This is a genomic window from Gracilimonas sp. BCB1 (assembly GCF_040117685.2).
GTDB lineage: Bacteria > Bacteroidota > Rhodothermia > Balneolales > Balneolaceae > Gracilimonas.
The window spans coordinates 18,396-40,066 of the sequence record NZ_JBEDYP020000008.1 but is presented as its reverse complement, the minus strand read 5'-3'; the positions used below and the strand labels follow the sequence as shown (position 1 = coordinate 40,066).

Here is a 21,671-nt window from a genome sequence, read left to right as displayed (position 1 = left end):
TTATTTTATAAGTAACATTTTCTTTGTAGAGATTAGATTTCCATCAGCTGTTAAGCGATACAGATACATCCCGCTTGCTAGCGAAGCTGCATCAAAGCGGGCAACATGTGAGCCCGCCGGCTTTTGTTTTTGTACGAGAGTGGCCACTTTTGCCCCGATGATATTAAATACCTCCAGCCGTACGTCGGCTTTTTCAGGAAGGTCGTAGGCAATATTTGTAGATGGATTAAAAGGATTCGGGTAATTTTGTTTTAACCGAAAAGTGGAAGGTATATCATCAGCCAAACGTTCATTAGAAACAAAGACATTATCGCCTCCGTTAGAAAATCCAGTTGTTAGCTGTATCGATGAATTACTGAAGGTTCCCGAAACAACTTCCCCGGCTGAAAAACTAACCGAAAGAGAATCGCTTTGTATTGTACCCCCGGCAAATGTTATTGAACCTTGCCCCTGTACCTTTGGAATTCCACATATACAAAACAGCCATAGAAAAACAGATAGTAATATTCTATGCATAATTGTATGTATTGGTTTACGCACAACTTAGGTGTGCTATTCTTCTAAAACCTAATAAACACGGTTGCCAAACGAACTACCCAAACATGCGGGATTTAGGTTCTCACCCGGAATGGATATCCATAAATTGGCTGAAACAAAAAAACCGGTCAGGTGTCACCTGACCGGTTTCAAACAAATACGTTGGGTGGTGCCTTACTTATCTTTTTTCAAGGCCTCAACTTCTTTCAAAAGTTGATCTATTTTCTGTTGTTGTTTCTCGATCAACGCCTGTTGCTCCTGCATCCCTTTTATCAACACCGGAATCAGCTCGGTGTAGTTCATGGTTTTGTATTCCATCGTCTTTTTCATTTCGGTTTCGGAAGTGGCATCCGGTCCCTGAGCATTACTCACTATTTCGGAATATGTGTGGATGTTATTCTGAACCAGTGACGGCAATACTTCTTCCACTTCCTGGGCAATCAGACCGTAATGCAGGCCTGAAGAAAGCTTCAACCCTTTGTACTCTCCATTGCCACGGAAATTATAGGTAGTTGGATTGAGTTTCATGATGGTTTTGATTCCATTTTGGAGTGGCTGAATATTTTCCTTCAGGTTGCGGTCAGAGGTTTCAGTTATAGAGCCTGATACTGTTAAGTTTCCACTTATATTTACATCTCCATTTAGTTCCGCAGCTGTGGCAGCTGTGATATTTAGCCCTACATTCGAATTACTGCCTCCGCTTACTTCAAGGAACATTCCTGTACTATTCGTGGATGAGCCATTCACATATCCTCTGATACCATAATTATTTTCAGTCGCTCCATTACTTACATCCAGCTCAACACCGATATTATTGGCAGAAGCATTTCCGGAGCCATCATCAAACATCAACGCCTGAAAACCCATATTATCTGTTTCAGAACTATGCACAATGGCCTGAACACCAATGTTTCTTCCGGCGGCAGTTGTTACAGCTTCCGCAGATACGGCTCTGTTTTCCCTGGCTCCTTCAGCACCATATACATATCCACGAATGCCAATATTGCCATTCAGGTTTTGACGGGCAAATCCGAGCAATCCAATATTGAAGCCTCCTACGTTGAAAGAACCTCCGGCAAACTCATCACCTAAAGCCACGATTTCGCCATCCCCGTTTCCAAGACCTAAACCAAAACCACCGATATTTTCACGTCCGTTTGATCTCGCCTGACCGTAAAGACCATAGCGTCTTCCGCCGGTACCTTCTCCTTCGTCATGCAAAGCAGAACCTAAAACACCAATGTGGGTCCCGGTTCCCTCCCCGATTGCACTTCCGGAAAGCCCGTATTGCGTTTCTGCACTTCCTGACTGTGAAATCGTATTTGCATCAATGGCCTGATTGATACCGCTCAGCTCGGAGTTTATAACAAGGGCAGGAGTAAATTTATCTCCATTATCTCCGAATTGATTGATAACATAGGAAGTATCACCTGCACTGAGATCCAAAGTGAATTCCGACTCCATGGATTCCCCTCCATTCACAACATTCTGGGCCATTAACGCATAAGGAACCGAAAGCAGTCGGGTGGTTCCCAGTTCTTCGTATTCTGTTCCACCGGCCGGATCTATTTCCAGCTTCACATAGAAGTTATCCGACGACCAATCGATAGAAGCGAAATCTTCTTCTGAAGTACCTTCTCCAATCACGATCTGGAAAGAACCTACTGCACTTGTTGTTGGCGTTTGAGTTTCGGTATAAACAGCGGTACCGGTTTCACTACCTTGTAAAACACTTACACGAACCCCGAGTTCTGAATTCGCAATCAGGTCTCCGTCAGCATTCCGGGCCACAGCCTGAAAATTAAATCCCTGTGGTACCTGTGCCATTACTTCTGCTGTAAACAATACAGCAAGTATCGAAAAAAATAGTCTGTAGAATAGTTTATTCATCGTTTTGTCCTGTTAGATTATTTGATCAAAAGCATTTTTTGGGTAGCAATCACATTTCCGTCAGCCATAAAGCGATAGAAATACATACCGCTGGCAAGGCGTGAAGCATTGAAACGAAGAGTGTAACTGCCAGCCGGCTTTCTACCCTCTGCAAGCACGGCAACTTTTGCCCCAATGGAGTTGAAAACCTCAAGCCTGACATCTGCCGATTTTGGTAACTCGAATGAAATATTTGTTGAAGGGTTGAAAGGATTCGGATAGTTCTGCATTAACCGGAATGAATCCGGAAGGTCGGTAACCGGGGTTTCATTGGACGTAAAAACCAAATCACTGCCATTACTAAATCCTCCGCTTACACTTACAGATGCACTACTGAAGTTTCCTGCTAACGCTTCCCCGGCTGTAAAGGTTAACGTCATGGAAGTACTTTCGAGCGTGCCACCCATAAAAGAAATCACACTTTGAGCTTGTGCAGATGTGCTGATCAACAGCCCGATTAACACAAGCAGAGTTTTGTATAACCGCATAGTCCTGTTGTTTAATTTTGAGTTGCAGCATCCCTTTTTAAGGCATTTAGCAACGTATTCACAACAATTGTACTCTTTTTTAGCTGATAAAAAACCACCCGATCAGGTGGTTTTTTATAGCTTTTTATAACCAATGGAGACTGTTTTAGAATGGGGAACAGAAAAGATTTGGCAAAAATGACTTTATCAAACCATTCGACTATATTCCCCCATACTTTAGGATATACAGCTTTATAAGGGTAACATATGACTGGCGGCACATACCAAACAGGTATGTTAATCGTCTCACCAGAATCTTGGGATAGTTGGTGTACTATTTCAATGGGTGGGGTGGAATTAAACTATCTGTTCGAATCTTTTACACTTGGGTTATTACTTATAGCAGGAAGTTTAGAATGGCTAACCCGTGATACTCTTCTCATTTTATTTTTGCTTTCCCTGTTAGGCCTTCTCATACTCAGTATTATACTTTTTCTCTATAAAAAACAGCGGGAACGCCAGAAAGATATTAACAAATCCCTCAGTGACGGGGCACGCAACCTTTCCTATCTCAATGATGACATCCATCGTTTTATCGGTGTAGTATCTCACGATTTACGAAGCCCGCTAAACTCCATTACTGCTATCTCAGAACTTCTGGCTATGGATGCAGATCAGCTTCCACCCAAAGAAATAGAAGAGTACGCCGGAAACATTCATGATTTAACCATGCGCATAAATAATCTTGTTAGCAACATGATGGATGCTAATAAAATTGAACTTGGTGAAGTAAAGATTAATCCTGAACCAATATCTGTACTTGAAACGGTTACCGGTGTCTTTAACTCTTTAAAGATTTTAGGAGACAAAAAAGCCATTCAAACTACATTGCAAGCAAACGATAACCTCCCCCTTGTAATAGCCGACCAGGATGCTCTTACGCGGGTATTGGAAAACCTGATTAATAATGCCTATAAATTTTCCGAACCTGACTCGGAGGTAACTATTAAAGCAGAATACTTGCCCGATAAAGAAAGGGTTAAAATAAGTATTGGGGATGAAGGGCCCGGGTTTACTAAAGAGGACAGGGAGAATATGTATAATAAATTTTCCAGATTATCTGCCGCCCCCACCGCTGGCGAAAAATCTACCGGCTTGGGTCTTTACATTGTACAGAAATTAGTTCATCGCATGGGAGGCCGAATTGAGCTGGATACTGAACCCGGAAGAGGTTCTGTATTTTCGATTTACCTGAAATCTGCCTGATAGCATTTCACCGTAAAGCGGGATATATTTTGGGAGTCTAATTTAAATCATCTACATGCACTCGTTAAAAGTCTTAGCTCTATTTGTATTTGCGGTAGTTTTGATTTCGGCTTGCGGTGTTACAAAAAGAGGAGCTGATTTCACCGCCCCCATTTCCTCAGAAAATGCCCGTGCAATTGAAACCGGTGTTTCAAGCTGGTATGGCCCAAATTTCCATGGCAAACTTACAGCAAACGGTGAAGTTTATGATATGGATGGGGTGACTGCTGCACACCGTACTCTCCCCTTTGGAACCATATTATTGGTCGAAAACCTGGATAATGGCAAAACGGTACAGGTTCGTGTAAACGACCGTGGCCCATATGCAAAAAACCGAATCATCGATTTATCGAAAGGAGCAGCGGAGCAAATTGACATGATTGGCCCCGGAACTGCCAGAGTCCGCCTCTACCTGATAAAAGGAGATCTCGAGAATTCAAGAATCACTGATATCAAAGTTCCCACGTATACCGTTCAGCTGGGTTCATATAAAAAAAGGTCCCAGGCTGAAGAAACCTCTTCTAAAATTAAAGGCAGTCGCATTGAAAACATCCAGGTAAACCGGGAGACTTTTTACCGGGTTTATTTTGGAACCTACACGGATCCCGATAAAGCCCGAAAAGAGATGGAGCGCCTGAACCGCATGGGCTATGCCTGTTTTGTTAAACAAATCGAAAATAATTGAATTCCCGGGATTGATTATTCCCGATTTTCCGTTTTCCGCACAGAACCTAAATTAGTTTAATCAATGAAAAAGAAGATCATTGTAATAGGAAGCGGATTCGGCGGCCTGGGCGCAGCTTCCAGATTACTTACTGCCGGACATGACGTAACCATCCTCGAAAAAAGAGATAAGCTGGGTGGCCGTGCCTATGTTTATGAAAAAAACGGCTTTAAATTTGATGGCGGACCAACCGTAATCACGGCTCCGTTTATGTTTGATGATATTTTTGAAGCTGCGGGTAAAAAACGGGAAGATTATGTAAAGTTCGTTCCCTGCGATCCGTTTTATCGAATTTTTGATGCAGAAGGCAAGCACTTCGATTACAACAATGATCATGAGTTTACGCTGGAAGAAATCAAAAAACGAAATCCCGGTGATGTTGAAGGCTATGAAAAGTTCATCAAAACAACGAAAGCTATCTTTGACAAAGGTTTTGTAGAACTCGCCGACAAACCCTTCCTTAAGTTCACCGACATGCTGAAGGTGGCTCCTGACCTGATCAAACTTCAGTCTTATAAAACCGTTTACAAATACGTAGAGCAGTTTATCGATGATGAATTCCTGAAACGCTGCTTTTCATTTCACCCGCTGCTGGTAGGTGGTAACCCATTTGATACCACCTCCATTTATGCAATGATCCACTACCTCGAACGCGAATGGGGTGTGCACTATGCCATGGGAGGAACCGGAGCCATTGTTAATGCCCTCGAAAAGTTGATTCTGGAGCAGGGAGGGAAAATTCATACCGAAGCTGAAGTTGATGAAATTCAGATATCAAATGGAAAGGCGACCGGTGTACGACTAAAAAACGGAGAACAGCTTCAAGCCGATGAAATCGTTTCTAACGCAGATGTTGCCTTCACCTATAAAAACCTGATCAACCCCAAACACCGTAAGAAATATACCGACCGTAAGATCGAGCGGACAAAGTACAGCATGTCTCTTTTTGTGATTTATTTTGGAACCAAAAAGAGATACCTGGATTCAGGTTTGGCACATCATAATATCATCTTAGGAGATCGCTATCAGGGATTACTGGAAGACATTTTCCATAAGAAACATCTGGCAGAGGATTTTTCTCTTTACCTGCACATGCCAACCATTACCGACCCTTCGATGGCGCCGGAAGGCTGCGAGGGTTTTTACGTGTTATCACCCGTTCCTCATTTAGACAGCGGAACCGACTGGAATGAAATGGCTCCAAAATATCGGGATGCGATCATGGACTTCCTGGAAGAAAACTATCTACCCGATCTTCAGGAAAATATTATTGCTGAACATTATATCGATCCGCTGCATTTTCAGGATGTACTGAATAGTTATAAAGGATCTGCATTTTCCGTTGAACCTATACTAACTCAGTCGGCCTGGTTTCGCCCGCATAATAAGTCGGAGGATGTAGATAACCTCTATTTTGTTGGGGCGGGAACACATCCAGGGGCAGGACTTCCGGGTGTGCTTTCATCATCCATCATAGCACAAGACCTGATCGGTAAGGCATGATTTAGCTCCGGTTCAATTCAATGTTGTTCAATTCTTTCTAAATGCCATATTTTTAGAGCTGAAAGGATATTCACGAATTAACTGATTAGCTTTGTTCTTCACCGGAATTCTCAGGGCCATTTATATTGCTGTTCTGGCAAGCTTTATTTGCCCGGCAAATCTCTTTGCTCAATTTTCTGGTGGCTCAGGTACAATAACCGATCCTTATCAAATTTCTACGCTGCAGCAGCTTCAGGAAGTCAGAACTTACCCTGAAATGCATTTCATACTCATCAATGATATAGATGCCGGGGAAACCAAATCTTGGAATAATGGAAAAGGATTCATTCCTATTGGTTCAGACGAAAAGGGATTTTCCGGTAGTTTTGACGGTGGTGAATTTAAGATCAGCGATCTCACTATTAACCGTCCCTCTTCCGAATATGTTGGGTTGTTTGGTTTGTTAAGAGATGCAGAAGTGCGAAATGTGCATCTGGACAGCGTTAACATATTTGGAGCAAATGCTACGGGAGGGCTGACCGGACAGATCTCAAACAGCAGAGTTTTAAATTCATTAGTAACAGGTAAAGTCTCCGGCCGGACGTACACAGGCGGAATCACCGGTTTTAACAAAGGCAGAATTGAGCATGTACGCACTCGTGTTACCGTTTCCGGTAAATCCTATGTTGGAGGAATTACGGGCATAAACCGGGGCCGTATTTTAAACTCTTCTGCCGAAGCTGCTGTATCCGGTACCGGTCATAACCTGGGCGCCTTAGTTGGTAACAATTACGATGGGGTGATCTCGGAGTCCCATTCTTCCGGTTCGGTTAATGGCGACGAAGCCTCTTCAGTGGGAGGTCTTTCAGGTAGTAATGGTGGCATCATTGTCCGCTCTTTTTCAACAGCTGATGTAAACGGCCGGTCTTATGCAGGAGGACTTGTAGGAAATAATCATTCCGGCGAAATTCGTTGGTCCTATTCCACGGGAAATGTAAGTGGATTTAACCTGGTGGGAGGATTTGCCGGGGTGAACCGCAATCAGGGAATTATAGAACAATCATATACCACCGGTAAAACGACAGGTACCATCGACGCCGGAGGGTTTATAGGGGTAAACAGGGATCCTGTTAAAGCCGGATTCTGGATTGTTGATAGTGACTCCAAACAAAGCCTTGTTAGCAAAGGTACAACCGATGGCATTTCAAGGTTGTCTTTGGATCAAACTACAGGACCTGAGAGCACAAAACATATGAAGGGCTTTTCTTTTAATGAAATCTGGGGTTATGTAACAGACAAAACTCCGCAGCTGCTCTGGACCATGCCCTACTTTGTTATTTCAGATGTTAAAGGCCCTTCTTCTGTTATCAGTGGTGATTTAATTGAACTTGAAGTGACTTTAATAAACAAAGGAAGTAAACCCGACACCCATAGCGTAGTTTTGAATGATGGGAATGACCATGAGCTTGACCGTATTACTGACGTAGCCTTGTCTCCCGGGGAAGATTCCACTTTTATTATGAGATGGCAGACAACTGTGGACGATAAGGGTGAATTTAACCTCCGGTTCGAAAGTCAATTCTATCGAAAATCCGTACCGCTTACAATTTTCAGAACACCCGATATTCCGGAATTGATTCGGCCTTTTGGGTTGGAAGAGCATATAAGCCTCACCCCTGCCTTCCGCTGGGAAAAAGCTTATCTCGCCGATCGGTATCAGCTTCAAATAGCTGAAAACGAAAACTTCAGTCCGGTCACATTCAATATTACAGATATTGATACCACTACTTATACCCTCAAAGAATCCTTAGACTATCTCCACTATTATCACTTGAGGGTTCGGGGAATTAATGATGATGAGATTGGCACCTGGAGTAAAAGTTCAGAGTTCATCACGATCATCGAACGGCCGGAAATGGTTACATTGAAAACACCTGTAGATGAAGACAACGAAGTCTCTACTCAGCCTTTCTTTTCCTGGGCAGAAACGGATCGGGCAGAGAATTATACGTTACAGATAGCAACCGACGAAGAATTTGAAACGGTACTCTTTGATTCCAGTTTCAGTGCCCGTGACTCCTCCCTTAGCTTCGAAGATGACTTACCCTCCGAGAAAGCTTTGTTCTGGCGAATGCAAGCTTCAAATATCGGAGGAGATTCAGATTGGTCTGAAATAAGAAGCTTTTCTGCGGTTCGTAAAAGCTCAAAAAAGGCAGACTTTACCAACTTTGAATACAAGCTGGAGCAAAATTACCCAAACCCGTTTAACCCGGTTACTTACATTCAGTATAGCATTCCTGAAGCAACAAGAGTTGAGATTGAAGTGCTCAACATGCTTGGACAACAAGTGGCAACACTGGTGGATGATTATAAATCAGCCGGCTGGCATACCGTCACTTTTGATGCCTCAAAGTTGTCCAGCGGATTCTACATTTACCGAATCAAAACCAAAGGTTTTACCACTTCCAGAAAGTTATCCCTGGTTAAATAAAGGCGCTTAATTCATCAAATCTTAATTAACGGTTACTAACCTAAGGCACTTTCAAACCAGAAAAGGAGTCTATATGAAAACCGCCTTTGCCATTTTCATGACCATGCACGGCCTTATCCATCTTCTTGGCTTTCTAAAAGCCTTTCAGCTTGTCGATATAAAAGATTTTAAACAGCCCATCTCTAAACAAGCCGGTGTGTTTTGGATGATAAGTTCTATTCTGGTCATTTCGGCTGTAAACCTGTATTTAGCCGGAAACTCCTATTATATCGGGTTTGGGTTTACCGCTATTTTAATTTCTCAGATTCTGATTACAGGAACATGGGAGGATGCTAAATATGGTACCATCCCAAACATACTCTTTGGCATTTTACTTCTGCTCTCCTTTCAATAAGTAATCCAGCACTGGAAATACTCCCTTACCCTTGTATATTCCATCTGCTAAAACCGGATTAAATTTACTAACTACCTATGAAAAGATTATTACTTCCCCTCATCTCCATCATGTTTTTACTTGCAGCCTGCCAGCCACAGTCTGACTATCACCGGCTTGACCTGGAAGAAATAACCATCTCTGAATTGCAGAACGGTTATGAAAACGGTGAATTTACCATTCAAGACGTAACCGATGCTTACCTCAAACGCATTGAAGCCATCGATCAATTCGGGCCCCAGCTTAATTCTATGATTTACGTCAACCCAAAGGCCATGGATGTAGCCCGACAGTTAGATGAAGAACTGCAGGCGGGTAACAAAAGAGGGCCTTTGCATGGAATTCCCGTTGTTTTAAAAGACAATATTGATACTTATGACATGCCAACCACAGCCGGGGCAAATATCATGAAGGGCTCTGTTCCCGATCAGGATGCTTTCATCACCCAAAAACTTCGGGATGCAGGTGCCATCATTATTGGTAAAGCCAACCTGAGTGAGTGGGCGAACTTCCACAGCAGTTTTTCATCCAGTGGGTGGAGCGCGCTGGGCGGTCAGACTCACAACCCGTATGATTTGACTCGCAACCCCTGTGGATCCAGCGCCGGTTCCGGTGCAGCCGCCTCAGCAAACCTGGCGGTCTTCGCTATTGGTACAGAGACCAATGGTTCCATCACCTGTCCTTCTTCGGCAAATGGATTGGTGGGAATTAAACCTACCGTTGGGTTATTAAGCCGTTCCGGAATCATCCCTATTTCTCACACCCAGGATACCCCCGGACCTATGGCCCGAACCGTCGAAGATGCGGCCATTGCTCTCGGAACTATGGTTGGCATGGATGAAGCAGACTCTAAAACCGCTGCCAGCGAAGGAAACTATCAAACCGATTATACCCAATTTTTGAATGCTGATGGTTTGGAAGGTAAACGAATTGGCTTATGGACCGGCTCGCTGGGAGGACATCACCGCGTGGATACGCTGATGCATGAAACCGTTCGTTTTTTAGAAAGTAAGGGAGCCACCGTCATAGAAATTGATCAGATTTCATCAGAAAACGTTGGGGGTGACTCTTTCCAGGTATTGCTTTATGAATTTAAAGACGGGCTGAACAAATACTTTGCTTCGCTGGGTGATGACGCTCCGGTTAAGAATATGGCTGAGCTGGTGGATTCAACGCTCGCTGATTCTGCTGAGATGCATTACTTCGATCATAATTTATTGATCACTGCCAGGAATAAAGGTGGTCTTGATTCTGAGGAATACACCAACGCTTTGGCTCGTATGAACAAGTACACCCGGGAAGAAGGCATCGATAAAGTAATGGATGAAAATAACCTGGATGCCATCATTGGACCTACCGGCGGACCTGCCTGGAAAACCGACCTCACTAATGGGGATAATTTTGCCGTTTCCTCCAGTTCACCTGCAGCCCGCGCCGGCTACCCAAACATCACCGTCCCCATGGGATTTATCGACGGACTTCCGGTTGGTATTTCATTCTTCGGAAGAGCCTGGAGTGAACCTGAACTGATTGAAATAGCCTATGGATTTGAACAAGCAACGAAGGTAAGAAAGGCTCCGGAGTTGTAAACCATTACATCCAACCATTTTAACCAACTAAATAGTTTAACTATTTGGTTAAACTATTTGTTCATTCGTTTCCGAGCGCTGAAACCAATTATTTAATACAGATACGATATAGCATATGCTTAGAATTTAAATTGCAGTTAAAGAAAATATGCTATACATAAACCTCAGGAAAGTAAACACCGGAGTACGTGAACAGTAGTAGATAGAGAGTTAATCACATAAAAAAAGCGGAGAGAGATTCTCCGCTTTTTCCTTATCACACCAAAGTAACTTTATTCGAATTCTAAACTATTCTTCGAGGCTTTTTTGAAGCTTGTCCCAGTCAGCCAGGAAACGATCCAAACCGATATCAGTCAACGGATGTTTGAGGAGGCTCTTAATCACACCCAGCGGCATGGTAGCTACATCAGCACCTTCTTTGGCGCATTCCAGCAGGTGCATCGGGTGGCGTATGCTGGCAGCCAGCACTTCCGTTTCATATCCATAATTATCGTAAATAGTCACAATGTCACGGATAAGCTGCATGCCCTCAGTAGAGATGTCATCTAATCTTCCCAGGAACGGAGAGATGTAAGTAGCTCCGGCTTTAGCTGCAATTAAAGCCTGGGTTGGAGAAAAGCATAACGTGCAATTGGTTTTGATGCCTTCTTCAGAAAAAGTCTTAATCGCTTTAATACCGTCTTTAATCAAAGGAACTTTAACTACAACATTGTCTGCAATTTTTGCAATGTTTCGGCCCTCTTCTACGATTTCATCATACTCGGTTGAAACCACTTCAGCTGAAACATCTCCGGCCACCATTTCACAAATTTTAGCGATATGCCCTTCAAAATCCCGAACTCCGATTTTAGCACAGAGGCTTGGGTTGGTGGTCACTCCATCGAGAACTCCAAGGTCGTTTGCCTCTTTAATTTCATCGAGATCAGCCGTGTCAATAAAAAATTTCATATATGAGCGAAAGTTTGATTGTTAATTATCATCTAAGATAAGCATTCATTTCCTCTCAATCTTGTTACATCCTGTAACTATTAATTTCTTTTTTTTACAAAACAAGACCTTGTAAAACCAAACTTTATAATGAACTTAATGTGTTCATCAAAAGACTCTTTAAAGACAAAAATTCAATCCTGACAACGTGAAAATATCTTATATACAAATTGCTGTTCTTAGCTTGTTCTTAATTAGCTGTAGCAATGACAATTCCAATGAAAACGGACCATCCGGCTTTTCCGGATTTGGGGGACGACAGGCTACCAGTGTGGAAACCAGCGAAGTTGAAATCGGGCCTATAGCCGACCAGGTACGCTCTTTTGGCAATGTAAAAGCTCAAAACGTCATATCGGTTTTACCTCAGGTCAGCAACCGAATCACAGAAATATATGTGGATCTTGGGGACACTGTTCGTCAGGGTGAAGCTCTTGCTAAAATATACGACGCTACCTTTCGGGATCAGCTAAGTCAGGCCGAATCTCAATTGGAACAGAGCCGAATTGCTCTCCGTAGAGACAGTTCAGATTATCAGCGACAGCTGAGCTTAATGGACCGGGATTTAACCAGCGAATCAGAATTGGACATCGCCCAGGCCGCATATCAAAGTTCAAGAGCACAATTTGAATCTGCCCGGTCATCCCTGACACAAGCTCAGGAGAATTTTAATAATACCGTTGTTCGTTCTCCCGTTGCCGGAGTAATTAACTCTCGGGCTTTGGAGGTTGGGGATTTAGCAACTACCGGAACCGAATTGTTTCAGGTTGCCAGCACTAATGGATATGAATCACGGATATACCTGCCTGTTCAGGATTGGCGGGCAGTGAAAGTTGGGCATGAAGTAAACCTGCGCATATCCAATGAGAGCGGCGTCAGTGCCCAAGGGGTGGTTTCCCGTAAAAGCCCTCAACTGGATGCTACCACCGGGCTGGGCGAAATCGTTATTACACTTACTCAAATTGGCAATAATATTTATCCCGGTGTTTTGGTTGAAAATATTATCAATATCACAACCAAAGAACGGACCATGGTTGTGCCCCGTAGTGCTTTGGTGGAACAGGTTGAGACGGTCATCAATCCCGAAACCAATACCATAGATCTCGACCGAACTTATTCCGTGTTTGTATCCCGTGGAGATTCTGTTGCTGAGCGCCGTGAGCTGGAACTGGGTATCGAACAGGGAGACCGAATTGAAGTGCTCAGCGGGCTTCTTCCCAGCGACAATATTATTGTAACCGGCCAAAGCGGACTTGATGATGGCTCACGTATTCAGGTTGCTTCAGGAGATCGGTTCCAGACCTCAGAGGAGCGCCAGGTTGGAAATCAGCAGCAGTCTAACAGACCTGCGGGAGGACAAAACCCACTGGCTAACATGAGTGAAGAAGAACGCACTGAAGCCCGGGAAAAAATGCAGGGTATGTCGCGCGAAGAACGTATGGCTTTTTTACGCGAACTTAGACAACAACAAGCCGATTCAACTTCAAACGGGCAATAAGCATGGGTTCTCTTTCCAAATTAGCCGTTGATCGTCCGATTACATTTTTAATGTCCACGCTGATCCTGTTGGGATTTGGGTTGTATGGACTTCAGAACCTGAGGTTAAACCTCTACCCGGATGTTTCTTTTCCTACTATTACTGTTTACACCAGTTACGAAGGTGTAGCACCGGAGGATATCGAAACCCTGGTAACCCGCCCAATTGAAGAATCGGTTGGCAGTATAAGTGGTATTCGCAAAGTGCGTTCTCTCTCCAGCCAGGGTGCCTCTGTAGTTAAGCTTAACTTTGAATGGGGAACGGACCTTTATCAGGCTGAGAATGATGTCCGTAAAGAACTTGGGTTTGTAGAACGCCAGATTCCTGATGATGCCGAAACACCCCTTGTATTTTCTTATGACCCCAACCAGGAACCCATTGTTGTACTCACTCTGACCTCAAATGCCCGGAGTTCCCGTGAGTTACGTACGTATTCAAAACAGGTATTAGAGCAGCGTATTGAACGCATTAACGGAATTGCATCTGCTGAAACCTCCGGCGGCCTTGAACGGCAGATCAATGTGCGTATCAATAATGAGCAGATGCGGCTTTACAACATCACGATTCAGGAAATTGCTCAAAAGCTGCAACAAGAGAACATCCAGGTACCCGCCGGGCAGCTCACTGAAGGAAATACCAATTACTCTCTGCGCACCATCGGGGAATTCAAGGATGTTGATCAAATTCGAAACACCATCATCACAGTTCGGGATGGACAGCCTCTGTTACTTAAAGATATAGCTGACGTGGATGATGGTATTGCTCAGCCCATTGGTAACGTTCGGGTTAATGGCGAGGACGGAATCATTGTAAATGTATACCGCCAAAGTGACGCCAATGTGGTTACTGCAGCCAATGCCGTAGTGGACGGGCTGGCTGATATTCGGGTAAGCCTGCCATCTGATGTAGAAGTATCTGTACTTACCAATAAAGCCGATTTTATTGAACAATCCATCAGCAACCTGCTTTGGACCGGCATTCAGGCAATTATTTTGGTTGTCCTGATTCTGCTCGCGTTCTTGAGAAGCGGGCGATCGGCAACTATCATCGCGATTTCTATCCCGGTTTCTATTGTCACCACTTTTTTAGTGATGGATTTGGCCGACCTCAGCCTGAACATCATTTCCCTTTCAGGATTAACTCTTGCCGTTGGTCTGGTGGTAGATAACGCCGTTGTTGTTCTTGAGAATATTTTCCGGTTTCGGGAACAGGGTTCCCCACGCGACGAAGCTTCGGTAAGCGGAGCTAAAGAGGTAGCCGTACCTATCATTGTTTCTACTTTAACGACATTGGTAGTTTTCCTCCCTATTCTTTTTGTTCCCGGCATAGCCGGTTTTTTATTCCGCGACCTTGCCCTAACTATTTCATTTTCATTAATCGTCTCTACCCTGGTGGCTCTCACACTTATTCCTCTGATGGCCTCCCAGTTTTATAAAGATTCGGTGCTGGATATGAGTGCCAATAATAAAGTTGCTCGTTTCTTTGGAAACCTTCTTCAAAAAATTGAATCTGCCTATCAACGTCAGCTTGGAGCAGTGATCGGCAAAAGCGGAAGAGTTGTACTGGCTGCTTTCCTTCTTTTTGTAGCCAGCGTTCCTCTTTTTTATGTAATCGGAGGAGAGTTCTTTCCACGTGTTGATGAGAATGCCTTTGTACTTGAAGTACAACGTGAACCCGGTATAAACCTGTTTGAACTGGAGCGATCGATGGCTCAGGTTGAGTCTATTATTCAGCAGGAAGTTCCTGAAGCCCGCCTTGTGGTCTCCGATTATGGGGATAAAGAAGGCATTGAAGGTGCTGACGACCCGGGAGGTTTCACAGGTACGGTTCGGGTTGAATTGGTAGCGCAAAGTGAGCGCAGCCGATCCCAGGCCGAAATCACTGCTTCCCTGCTTCGGGAGTTGCAAATTGTTCCCGGAGTTCAGATACAGGAAGTAGTGATTGATCCCCTTAGCCCGGATGGCGAAACCGGGTTGATTGTGCAGATTTTTGGATATAATCCCGAAACAAAGAAAGAGTTAGCCGATGGCGTAAAAGCAAGGCTTCTCGATATCGATGGAATAAACAACGTATTCAGCTCAGGCGATCAGGGCCGGCCGGAGTTGCGCCTTATTATGGATCGTGAACGTATTTCCCGGGTTGGCATGAATACAAACCAGGTAGCAAGCACAGTTAGTAATGCCGTAAAAGGGAATGTAGCTACCGCTTTTGTAGATCAGGGTGTGGAATTTGAAGTAGTGGTTGAACTTGACCCCAGCGATAAAGCTCAATCTGTAGATCTGGCAAACATCCAAATTCAAACCCCGGCCGGAGAATGGATGCCTCTTAAGAATCTGGCTCGAATAGAGCGTTACACCGGTCCAACCAATGTGTTGCGCATCGATCAGGAACGGGTGACTGAAGTAACGGCCGAGCTGGAAGACATTGACCTTGCCACGGCTTCCGAACGAGCCCGCGCCTCCCTTGACCAGGTTAACTGGCCGGATGAATATCGCTATGAGATTTCAGGTACAGCCGAAGAGCAGGCAGAGTCTTTTGGATTCCTGATGATTGCATTTATGATTGCCGGGATTCTAACATATATGGTTATGGCTTCTCAGTTCGAGAGTTTGGTTGAACCATTTATCATCATATTAACCATACCACTTGCGTTAACAGGTGTACTGCTTATGCTTTGGATAACCGGAACCTCTGTTAGTGTAACTTCGATGGTGGGGCTTATTTTGTTAACCGGGATTGTAGTAAACAACGGTATTGTGATGATTGATTACATCAAAATTTTACAAGCACGGGGAATCGACAGGGAAAAAGCCATTGTTGATGGAGCAACCCGTCGTTTGCGCCCTATTTTGATGACGGCGTTTACCACCATCCTGTCGATGGTGCCACTGGCGCTGGAATTGGGTTCTGGCTCAGAAACCTGGAGCCCAATGGCGAGAACCGTAATTGGCGGACTGACCATGAGTACCTTGTTGATGCTTTTTGTAGTGCCTTGTTTTTACAACATCATCAACAGCCTGGTTGAAAAATTCGGCTTCGACGCCGTTCATAAAGAAGACCCTTTAGCTAAAACACAAGAGGTTATGGCATGAAGAAATTTTCAGTAGCCGGAACTATCCTGAAACGGCCTATCACGGTTATTATGACTACGTTGATCGTGATTGGTTTTGGGGTTTTTTCCCTGACTAATCTTAAAGTCACGCTTTATCCTTCACTTAATATTCCGGTGCTTGCTGTTTCAACCGGATACAACAACGTGGCTCCCGAAGATATCAACCGAATTATTGTAAACCCTATCGAAGGAGCCCTTTCGGCTATTGAAGGAATAGAAACTCTTGAAGCCAGAGTTAGCCGCGGGCGCGCATTTATTATTCTTCGGTTGCGTGAAGGCTCCGACATCCGAAAAACAGAATTGAAGGTTCGTAAAGCCATCGACCAAATCAGGGGCGAACTTCCTCAACAGGCCCAGGAACCCGTTATTTTCCAGTTCGACCCTGAAAACAGGCCCATTATGCGACTCAGTATTGATGCTGAGAATCGTGGACTGGATGAACTCCGTAATATTGGTCTTGAATTGGTTGAAACCCGGCTCGAGCGGATTGAAGGCCTTGCTTCCGCCGAAACTCAGGGAGGGTTAGAGCGCCGTATTTATGTAGATGTGTCCCCGATGTCGCTTGCCCAATACAACCTTGTGCCTTCCGATATTGAAAATGCATTGCGCTCCAACAATGTGCAGCTTCCTATTGGGAATGTTATTTCAACCCGAACCAATTACAGCATCAGGGCAGAATCAACCTTTGAGACCGTAGACCAAATTCGAAATACCATCATCCGGATGTCAGAAAATGGTATTCCTATACGGGTAAAAGATGTCGCGGATGTCAGTGATGGCTTTACAGATATCACCAGCCTGGTGAAAGTAAATGGTAAGAACAGTGTTTCGGTAGAAGTCCAGAAGAACTCGGATGCCAATACACTCGATGTCGTAAATGCGGTAAAAGAAGTAGTTCCCGAGATAAATGAAGTCCTTCCTCCGGGAGTCACATTGCGTGTTCTATCTGATGAAGGTAAAACCATTGAAGATTCCATCAATAATCTGTCCCAGTCAGCTGTGGCCGCTCTTGTCGTGGTTATCCTGGTCATTCTCGTCTTTATGGGCGGCTGGCGTATTTCGTTGGTTGTAGCTTCCACCATCCCGGTTTCTATTGCCGCTACTTTTGCTGCTATGTACGCAGCAGACCTTACTTTAAATATCCTCACCATTTCTGCCCTGGCACTTGCCATAGGCCTTCTGGTGGATAACTCTATTGTGGTAACCGAGAGTATAGCCCGAAAACTGGAAGATGGATTATCACGGTTTGATGCGGCACTCAAAGGAACGAATGAAGTGATTGGGGCCCTGCTGGGCTCTACTCTGACTACACTTGGGGTCTTTATTCCCATTATTATGATTTCGGGAACTCAAGGCGCATTCTTCCGCGAATTTGCCTATGCCATCTGTTTCTCCATCGGATTTTCTTTCCTGTCCTCTATCATTCTGGTACCGGTCATTTCTCTTTTGGCACTCGACACCAAACAATTCAGCCAAAAGAACTGGGCTTTCAAAGGCATATCTAAACTGGAGAAAGGATATACTAAAATTCTAAGCTGGTTTTTCCGGCATAAATGGGTTCCACTTTTAGGCATGGTTTTAATAGCAGTCGGCACCTTCTTGCTGTATACCAATATACCCAAGGAAGGGTTTCCGGAAGCCGACTCTGGTCAAATCGATGTAAACATCAGCCTCCCGGAAGGAAGTCAGCTTATAAAAACAGCTGATGTTTTGGATGAATTCAGCAAACGGGTTGATAACTTGCCCGAGGTTGAGACCATTATTACTAATATTGGCCGCAGCCGATGGACTAATTCCAGTAACCGGGGTGAAATCAGCCTGACTTTGGTGCCTGAGACTGAGCGAGAGATAAGCAGCACTCAATTTGCTGCTCAACTCCGGCAGGATTTAACTGCTCCGGGCGTGGATGTACGTGTACGGGTTGAAGGCGGCGGACTTAGCTTTGGACGAGGCTGGGATTCGGGCGGTAATTCGATCCGTCTTAGTTTAATTGGCTCCGACATTGAGGAGTTGCTGGCCATTTCCCAAAAAATTGAAGCCAGAATGATGCAGGACCCAACGGTTATTGATGTGGACAACGGCCGCACAGATCCCACACCGGAGCTTCATTTTATAGCCGACCGCGAACGACTGGCTCGACTTGGCACTAATTTGAATACGGTAGCATCGGCTATGCGAACACAGACTCTTGGAAACAATGCCGGGTATTTTATTAATGAAGGCCGCGAAATTCCTATTGAAGTTCGCACCCAAAAAGAAGCCCTGACAAGCCGGGAAGAATTATTCGACCTGGAAGTTTTTCAGTTTGAGGATCAGCGTATTCCCGTTGCTGCGGTCGGTGAATTTATTCCCGTTCGTGGAGTTGATTCCTTCGAGCGCCGCGACCGTGAGACGGTACTGGATGTGAATATTCAAATTCAGGGTAATGCGCTGGAGTATGAACAGGTAGTCCGTGATTTTATTGAATCCGAAATCGTTCTCCCGGATGGCTATCGCTATGAGTTTACCGGAGGTACTCAAGAGACGCAACAGGGACAATCCGAGTTCGGCTTTGCCCTTATGGCTGCATTGATACTTATGTTTATGATCATGGCCTCTCTCTTTGAAAATTTTCGCGATCCTTTTGTGATATGGTTATGTATTCCGCTTGCCATGTTTGGAGCTCTTGCCTTTCTGTTTATGATCGGCAACCCACTAAGTACCACCGCCAATATTGGGGTGTTCATGCTGGTGGGAATTATTGTAAACAATGGAATTGTGTTAGTGGATTACATGCACCTGTACACTAAAGGAATGGAGAATGATCTGCTAAAACGGGATTCAGAGTTACTGAAGCACATCCTGGAAGCCTGCCGTCGCAGAATGAGACCTATCCTTTTGACTGCGATCACAACCATTTGTTCTATGATTCCTCTTTCGCTGGAAATTGGTTCCGGAGCCGAAACATGGTCCCCACTGGCAAAAGCCGTAATTGGCGGATTAATGTTTGGATCAATTTTGACCTTGTTTATCACGCCGGTATTATCCGTTTCTCTAAGTATGACCTTAGAGTGGATTAAGGGGCTATTCAGAAGTAACAAAACTCTGGTTGAAGCGTAATTATTTTTTAAACCGGGATTGACGTATGTCGATGTGGAATTAACAGTTATTTGAAATTAACTCTCACTTAATTTTGCATAAAAATCTGCTGCAGACTTGGAATTTGGAACTTGTTTGCGCTATACTTGTTTAGTATAAAAAAAGGAGAAAGAATTATGAGTAGATCATCAGATTATATATCAGGAATTATCTCAGGAGCCCTTGTTGGCGCTGCATTTGCACTACTTTATGCACCTGACACAGGTAAAAATACCAGAGACCGACTTTCATATAAACTCAGCAACTATTACGATGAACTCAATGACTTAATTGAGCAGCTTCGTGAAGAAAAAGAAATTTTAGTTTCTGAAGCCAAAGAGAAAGGCGATAAAGTTGTTCTCGATGCGAAAGAAAAAGCAGAAGGACTCATTAAAGAAGCCGAAGATTTACTGGAATCTATCGAAACGGCTAAGAAGAAGGCCTGATAGGACAACAATTTTTAAACTTTAGGCCGTGCACATAATTTATGTGTAGGGCTTTTTTTTGTGTTAATAATTTTTCTTTGATGCTGATTCTGCTCTTACCAAATGCCGAGAATTTTTCAGCATGACAACGTTTGATTCCAGGCTTGCATTTTTGCCTATCTATGGGTAATTCCCAACCAACACTAACTGGGGATATGCAATGGAAACACGGAAACAATTCTTAAAGAAAATCGGTGGTGGAGCAGCGGCTTTTACTGCCGGTGCTTTTTTTAACCCACTGAAAACACAGCAGCTCACCGAAAAACTTAACACCTACACGGGAACCGCAAAAGAAGTAGCTCGAAATGAAGATTTCTGGGCACATGTACAGCAAGCTTTCACGGTAGATCGCAGCCTGATCAATCTGAATAATGGAGGAGTCAGTCCTTCCCCTGCTTTTGTTCAGCAAGCCATGAAAAAGCACCTGGATTTTTCCAATCAGGCCCCGGTATATAACATGTGGAGGATACTGGAACCCAGAAGAGAGGGCGTTCGACAACGACTGGCCCGTAGCTTTGGCGCGGAAACGGAAGAAATAGCCGTTACCAGAAACGCCTCAGAAAGCCTTCAAATTTGTCAGTTTGGCTTTGACCTTAAGGCAGGCGATGAAGTGCTTACGACCAACCAGGATTACCCCAGAATGATCAATACCTTCAAACAACGGGAGCGGCGTGAAGGCATCAAGCTCAACCAAATCAGCATCCCGGTTCCCGCAGAAGATGATGCGGAAATAGTCCGCCGGTTCGAGCAAGCCATCACCCCCAATACCAAACTGATTTTGATGTGTCACATCATCAACCTGACAGGGCAGATTCTGCCGGTTAAAAAAGTGGTGCAGATGGCGCGGAAAAAAGGAATTCCTGTTATCGTAGATGGTGCCCATGCCTTCGCTCACTTCGAATTTGATCATGCTGATTTGGATTGTGATTATTATACAACCAGTCTTCACAAATGGCTTTTTGCTCCCCATGGCACCGGGATGCTCTATGTCCGAAAAAATAAGATTAAAGATCTATGGCCATTAATGGCAGCGGCTGAATCTCAGGATGAAGACATCCGGAAGTTCGAAGAAATCGGAACACACCCTGCAGCAAATTTTTTAGCCATCGGAGAAGCATTGACTTTCCACGAAGGAATCGGTTCAGCCCGAAAAGAAGCACGGCTTAAATACCTGAATGATCTCTGGATTGATGAATTGGTTGACGGAAACAAGGTTGTGCTGCATACCAGCCGCAACCCCAAATATGCCTGCGGAATTGCTACCGTCGAAATAAAAGGAATGGAGCCAAATGAGTTGAACAGTTCTCTCTGGCGTGATTACCGGATCATCACCACCCCCATCAATCATAATCAATTTCGGGGCATTCGTGTTACGCCGAATGTATATACGACCCTGGAAGAAATTGACCGGTTTATGAGTGCTATGAAAGATCAGATCGAAAAGGTTTAACCTGTAAACTATTTAACATGAGTCCGATT

Annotated in this window: 15 protein-coding genes; 11 read left to right on the top strand and 4 right to left on the bottom strand. The window is 44.3% G+C overall.

Annotated elements, in window-relative coordinates; translation table 11 throughout:
- The 3 genes from ABFW99_RS03210 to ABFW99_RS03200 form a co-directional block, all read right to left on the bottom strand.
- Nucleotides 1-516 carry a T9SS type A sorting domain-containing protein gene (locus ABFW99_RS03210; protein WP_349354499.1) on the bottom strand — a complete coding sequence of 172 codons (516 nt, stop codon included), beginning with the start codon at nt 514-516 and terminating at the stop codon, nt 1-3.
- Between the two features lie 195 nt (nt 517-711).
- Complete coding sequence (locus tag ABFW99_RS03205) at nt 712-2,427, bottom strand: tail fiber domain-containing protein (RefSeq protein WP_349354498.1); 1,716 nt, start codon at nt 2,425-2,427, stop codon at nt 712-714.
- A gap of 17 nt (nt 2,428-2,444) precedes the next feature.
- Nucleotides 2,445-2,954, bottom strand: coding sequence for a T9SS type A sorting domain-containing protein (locus ABFW99_RS03200; protein ID WP_349354497.1), 510 nt, complete (start codon nt 2,952-2,954; stop codon nt 2,445-2,447).
- Between the two features lie 330 nt (nt 2,955-3,284).
- Here ABFW99_RS03200 and ABFW99_RS03195 point away from each other — a divergent pair, with 330 nt between their 5' ends.
- The 6 genes from ABFW99_RS03195 to ABFW99_RS03170 all read left to right on the top strand — a co-directional run bounded on the left by ABFW99_RS03195 (nt 3,285) and on the right by ABFW99_RS03170 (nt 10,957).
- A complete protein-coding gene (locus ABFW99_RS03195; protein WP_349354496.1) occupies nt 3,285-4,199 on the top strand; it encodes a sensor histidine kinase in 915 nt (304 codons plus the stop codon).
- A gap of 55 nt (nt 4,200-4,254) precedes the next feature.
- Complete coding sequence (locus ABFW99_RS03190) at nt 4,255-4,923, top strand: septal ring lytic transglycosylase RlpA family protein (protein ID WP_349354495.1); 669 nt, start codon at nt 4,255-4,257, stop codon at nt 4,921-4,923.
- 63 nt (nt 4,924-4,986) lie between these two features.
- Nucleotides 4,987-6,465, top strand: coding sequence for a phytoene desaturase (locus ABFW99_RS03185; RefSeq protein WP_349354494.1), 1,479 nt, complete (start codon nt 4,987-4,989; stop codon nt 6,463-6,465).
- A 91-nt stretch (nt 6,466-6,556) separates the two neighbouring features.
- On the top strand, nt 6,557-8,935 hold the full coding sequence (locus tag ABFW99_RS03180) for a T9SS type A sorting domain-containing protein (RefSeq protein ID WP_349354493.1): 2,379 nt from the start codon (nt 6,557-6,559) through the stop codon (nt 8,933-8,935).
- Nucleotides 8,936-9,008: 73 nt separating this feature from the next.
- Nucleotides 9,009-9,329 carry a hypothetical protein gene (locus tag ABFW99_RS03175; RefSeq protein WP_349354492.1) on the top strand — a complete coding sequence of 107 codons (321 nt, stop codon included), beginning with the start codon at nt 9,009-9,011 and terminating at the stop codon, nt 9,327-9,329.
- Nucleotides 9,330-9,406: 77 nt separating this feature from the next.
- A complete protein-coding gene (locus tag ABFW99_RS03170; RefSeq protein ID WP_349354491.1) occupies nt 9,407-10,957 on the top strand; it encodes an amidase in 1,551 nt (516 codons plus the stop codon).
- Nucleotides 10,958-11,245: 288 nt separating this feature from the next.
- Here the strand turns inward: ABFW99_RS03170 and fsa are convergent, their stop codons facing one another.
- The gene (gene fsa, locus ABFW99_RS03165) at nt 11,246-11,905 is read right to left on the bottom strand and encodes a fructose-6-phosphate aldolase (RefSeq protein WP_349354490.1); all 660 of its coding nucleotides are present in this window, start codon (nt 11,903-11,905) and stop codon (nt 11,246-11,248) included.
- Between the two features lie 187 nt (nt 11,906-12,092).
- Here fsa and ABFW99_RS03160 point away from each other — a divergent pair, with 187 nt between their 5' ends.
- From ABFW99_RS03160 to ABFW99_RS03140, 5 genes are all read left to right on the top strand, one after another.
- Nucleotides 12,093-13,439: an efflux RND transporter periplasmic adaptor subunit gene (locus tag ABFW99_RS03160; RefSeq protein ID WP_349354489.1), complete on the top strand. Its 1,347-nt coding sequence runs from the start codon at nt 12,093-12,095 to the stop codon at nt 13,437-13,439.
- Between the two features lie 2 nt (nt 13,440-13,441).
- On the top strand, nt 13,442-16,570 hold the full coding sequence (locus ABFW99_RS03155) for an efflux RND transporter permease subunit (RefSeq protein ID WP_349354488.1): 3,129 nt from the start codon (nt 13,442-13,444) through the stop codon (nt 16,568-16,570).
- A complete protein-coding gene (locus ABFW99_RS03150) occupies nt 16,567-19,689 on the top strand; it encodes an efflux RND transporter permease subunit (RefSeq protein ID WP_349354487.1) in 3,123 nt (1,040 codons plus the stop codon). Before ABFW99_RS03155 ends, ABFW99_RS03150 begins: the two co-directional genes overlap by 4 nt.
- A gap of 155 nt (nt 19,690-19,844) precedes the next feature.
- A complete protein-coding gene (locus ABFW99_RS03145) occupies nt 19,845-20,153 on the top strand; it encodes a YtxH domain-containing protein (RefSeq protein WP_349354486.1) in 309 nt (102 codons plus the stop codon).
- Between the two features lie 199 nt (nt 20,154-20,352).
- A complete protein-coding gene (locus tag ABFW99_RS03140) occupies nt 20,353-21,642 on the top strand; it encodes an aminotransferase class V-fold PLP-dependent enzyme (protein ID WP_349354485.1) in 1,290 nt (429 codons plus the stop codon).
- Nucleotides 21,643-21,671 lie beyond the last annotated feature (29 nt).

Excerpts from the sequence above, each read along its gene's own strand:
- ABFW99_RS03190 (WP_349354495.1), top strand. The coding sequence starts at position 4,255 with ATGCACTCGTTAAAAGTCTTAGCTCTATTTGTATTTGCGGTAGTTTTG.
- ABFW99_RS03150 (WP_349354487.1), top strand. The coding sequence starts at position 16,567 with ATGAAGAAATTTTCAGTAGCCGGAACTATCCTGAAACGGCCTATCACG.
- ABFW99_RS03175 (WP_349354492.1), top strand. The coding sequence starts at position 9,009 with ATGAAAACCGCCTTTGCCATTTTCATGACCATGCACGGCCTTATCCAT.
- ABFW99_RS03205 (WP_349354498.1), bottom strand. The coding sequence starts at position 2,427 with ATGAATAAACTATTCTACAGACTATTTTTTTCGATACTTGCTGTATTG.
- ABFW99_RS03145 (WP_349354486.1), top strand. The coding sequence starts at position 19,845 with ATGAGTAGATCATCAGATTATATATCAGGAATTATCTCAGGAGCCCTT.
- ABFW99_RS03185 (WP_349354494.1), top strand. The coding sequence starts at position 4,987 with ATGAAAAAGAAGATCATTGTAATAGGAAGCGGATTCGGCGGCCTGGGC.
- ABFW99_RS03170 (WP_349354491.1), top strand. The coding sequence starts at position 9,407 with ATGAAAAGATTATTACTTCCCCTCATCTCCATCATGTTTTTACTTGCA.
- ABFW99_RS03140 (WP_349354485.1), top strand. The coding sequence starts at position 20,353 with ATGGAAACACGGAAACAATTCTTAAAGAAAATCGGTGGTGGAGCAGCG.
- fsa (WP_349354490.1), bottom strand. The coding sequence starts at position 11,905 with ATGAAATTTTTTATTGACACGGCTGATCTCGATGAAATTAAAGAGGCA.
- ABFW99_RS03210 (WP_349354499.1), bottom strand. The coding sequence starts at position 516 with ATGCATAGAATATTACTATCTGTTTTTCTATGGCTGTTTTGTATATGT.
- ABFW99_RS03155 (WP_349354488.1), top strand. The coding sequence starts at position 13,442 with ATGGGTTCTCTTTCCAAATTAGCCGTTGATCGTCCGATTACATTTTTA.
- ABFW99_RS03200 (WP_349354497.1), bottom strand. The coding sequence starts at position 2,954 with ATGCGGTTATACAAAACTCTGCTTGTGTTAATCGGGCTGTTGATCAGC.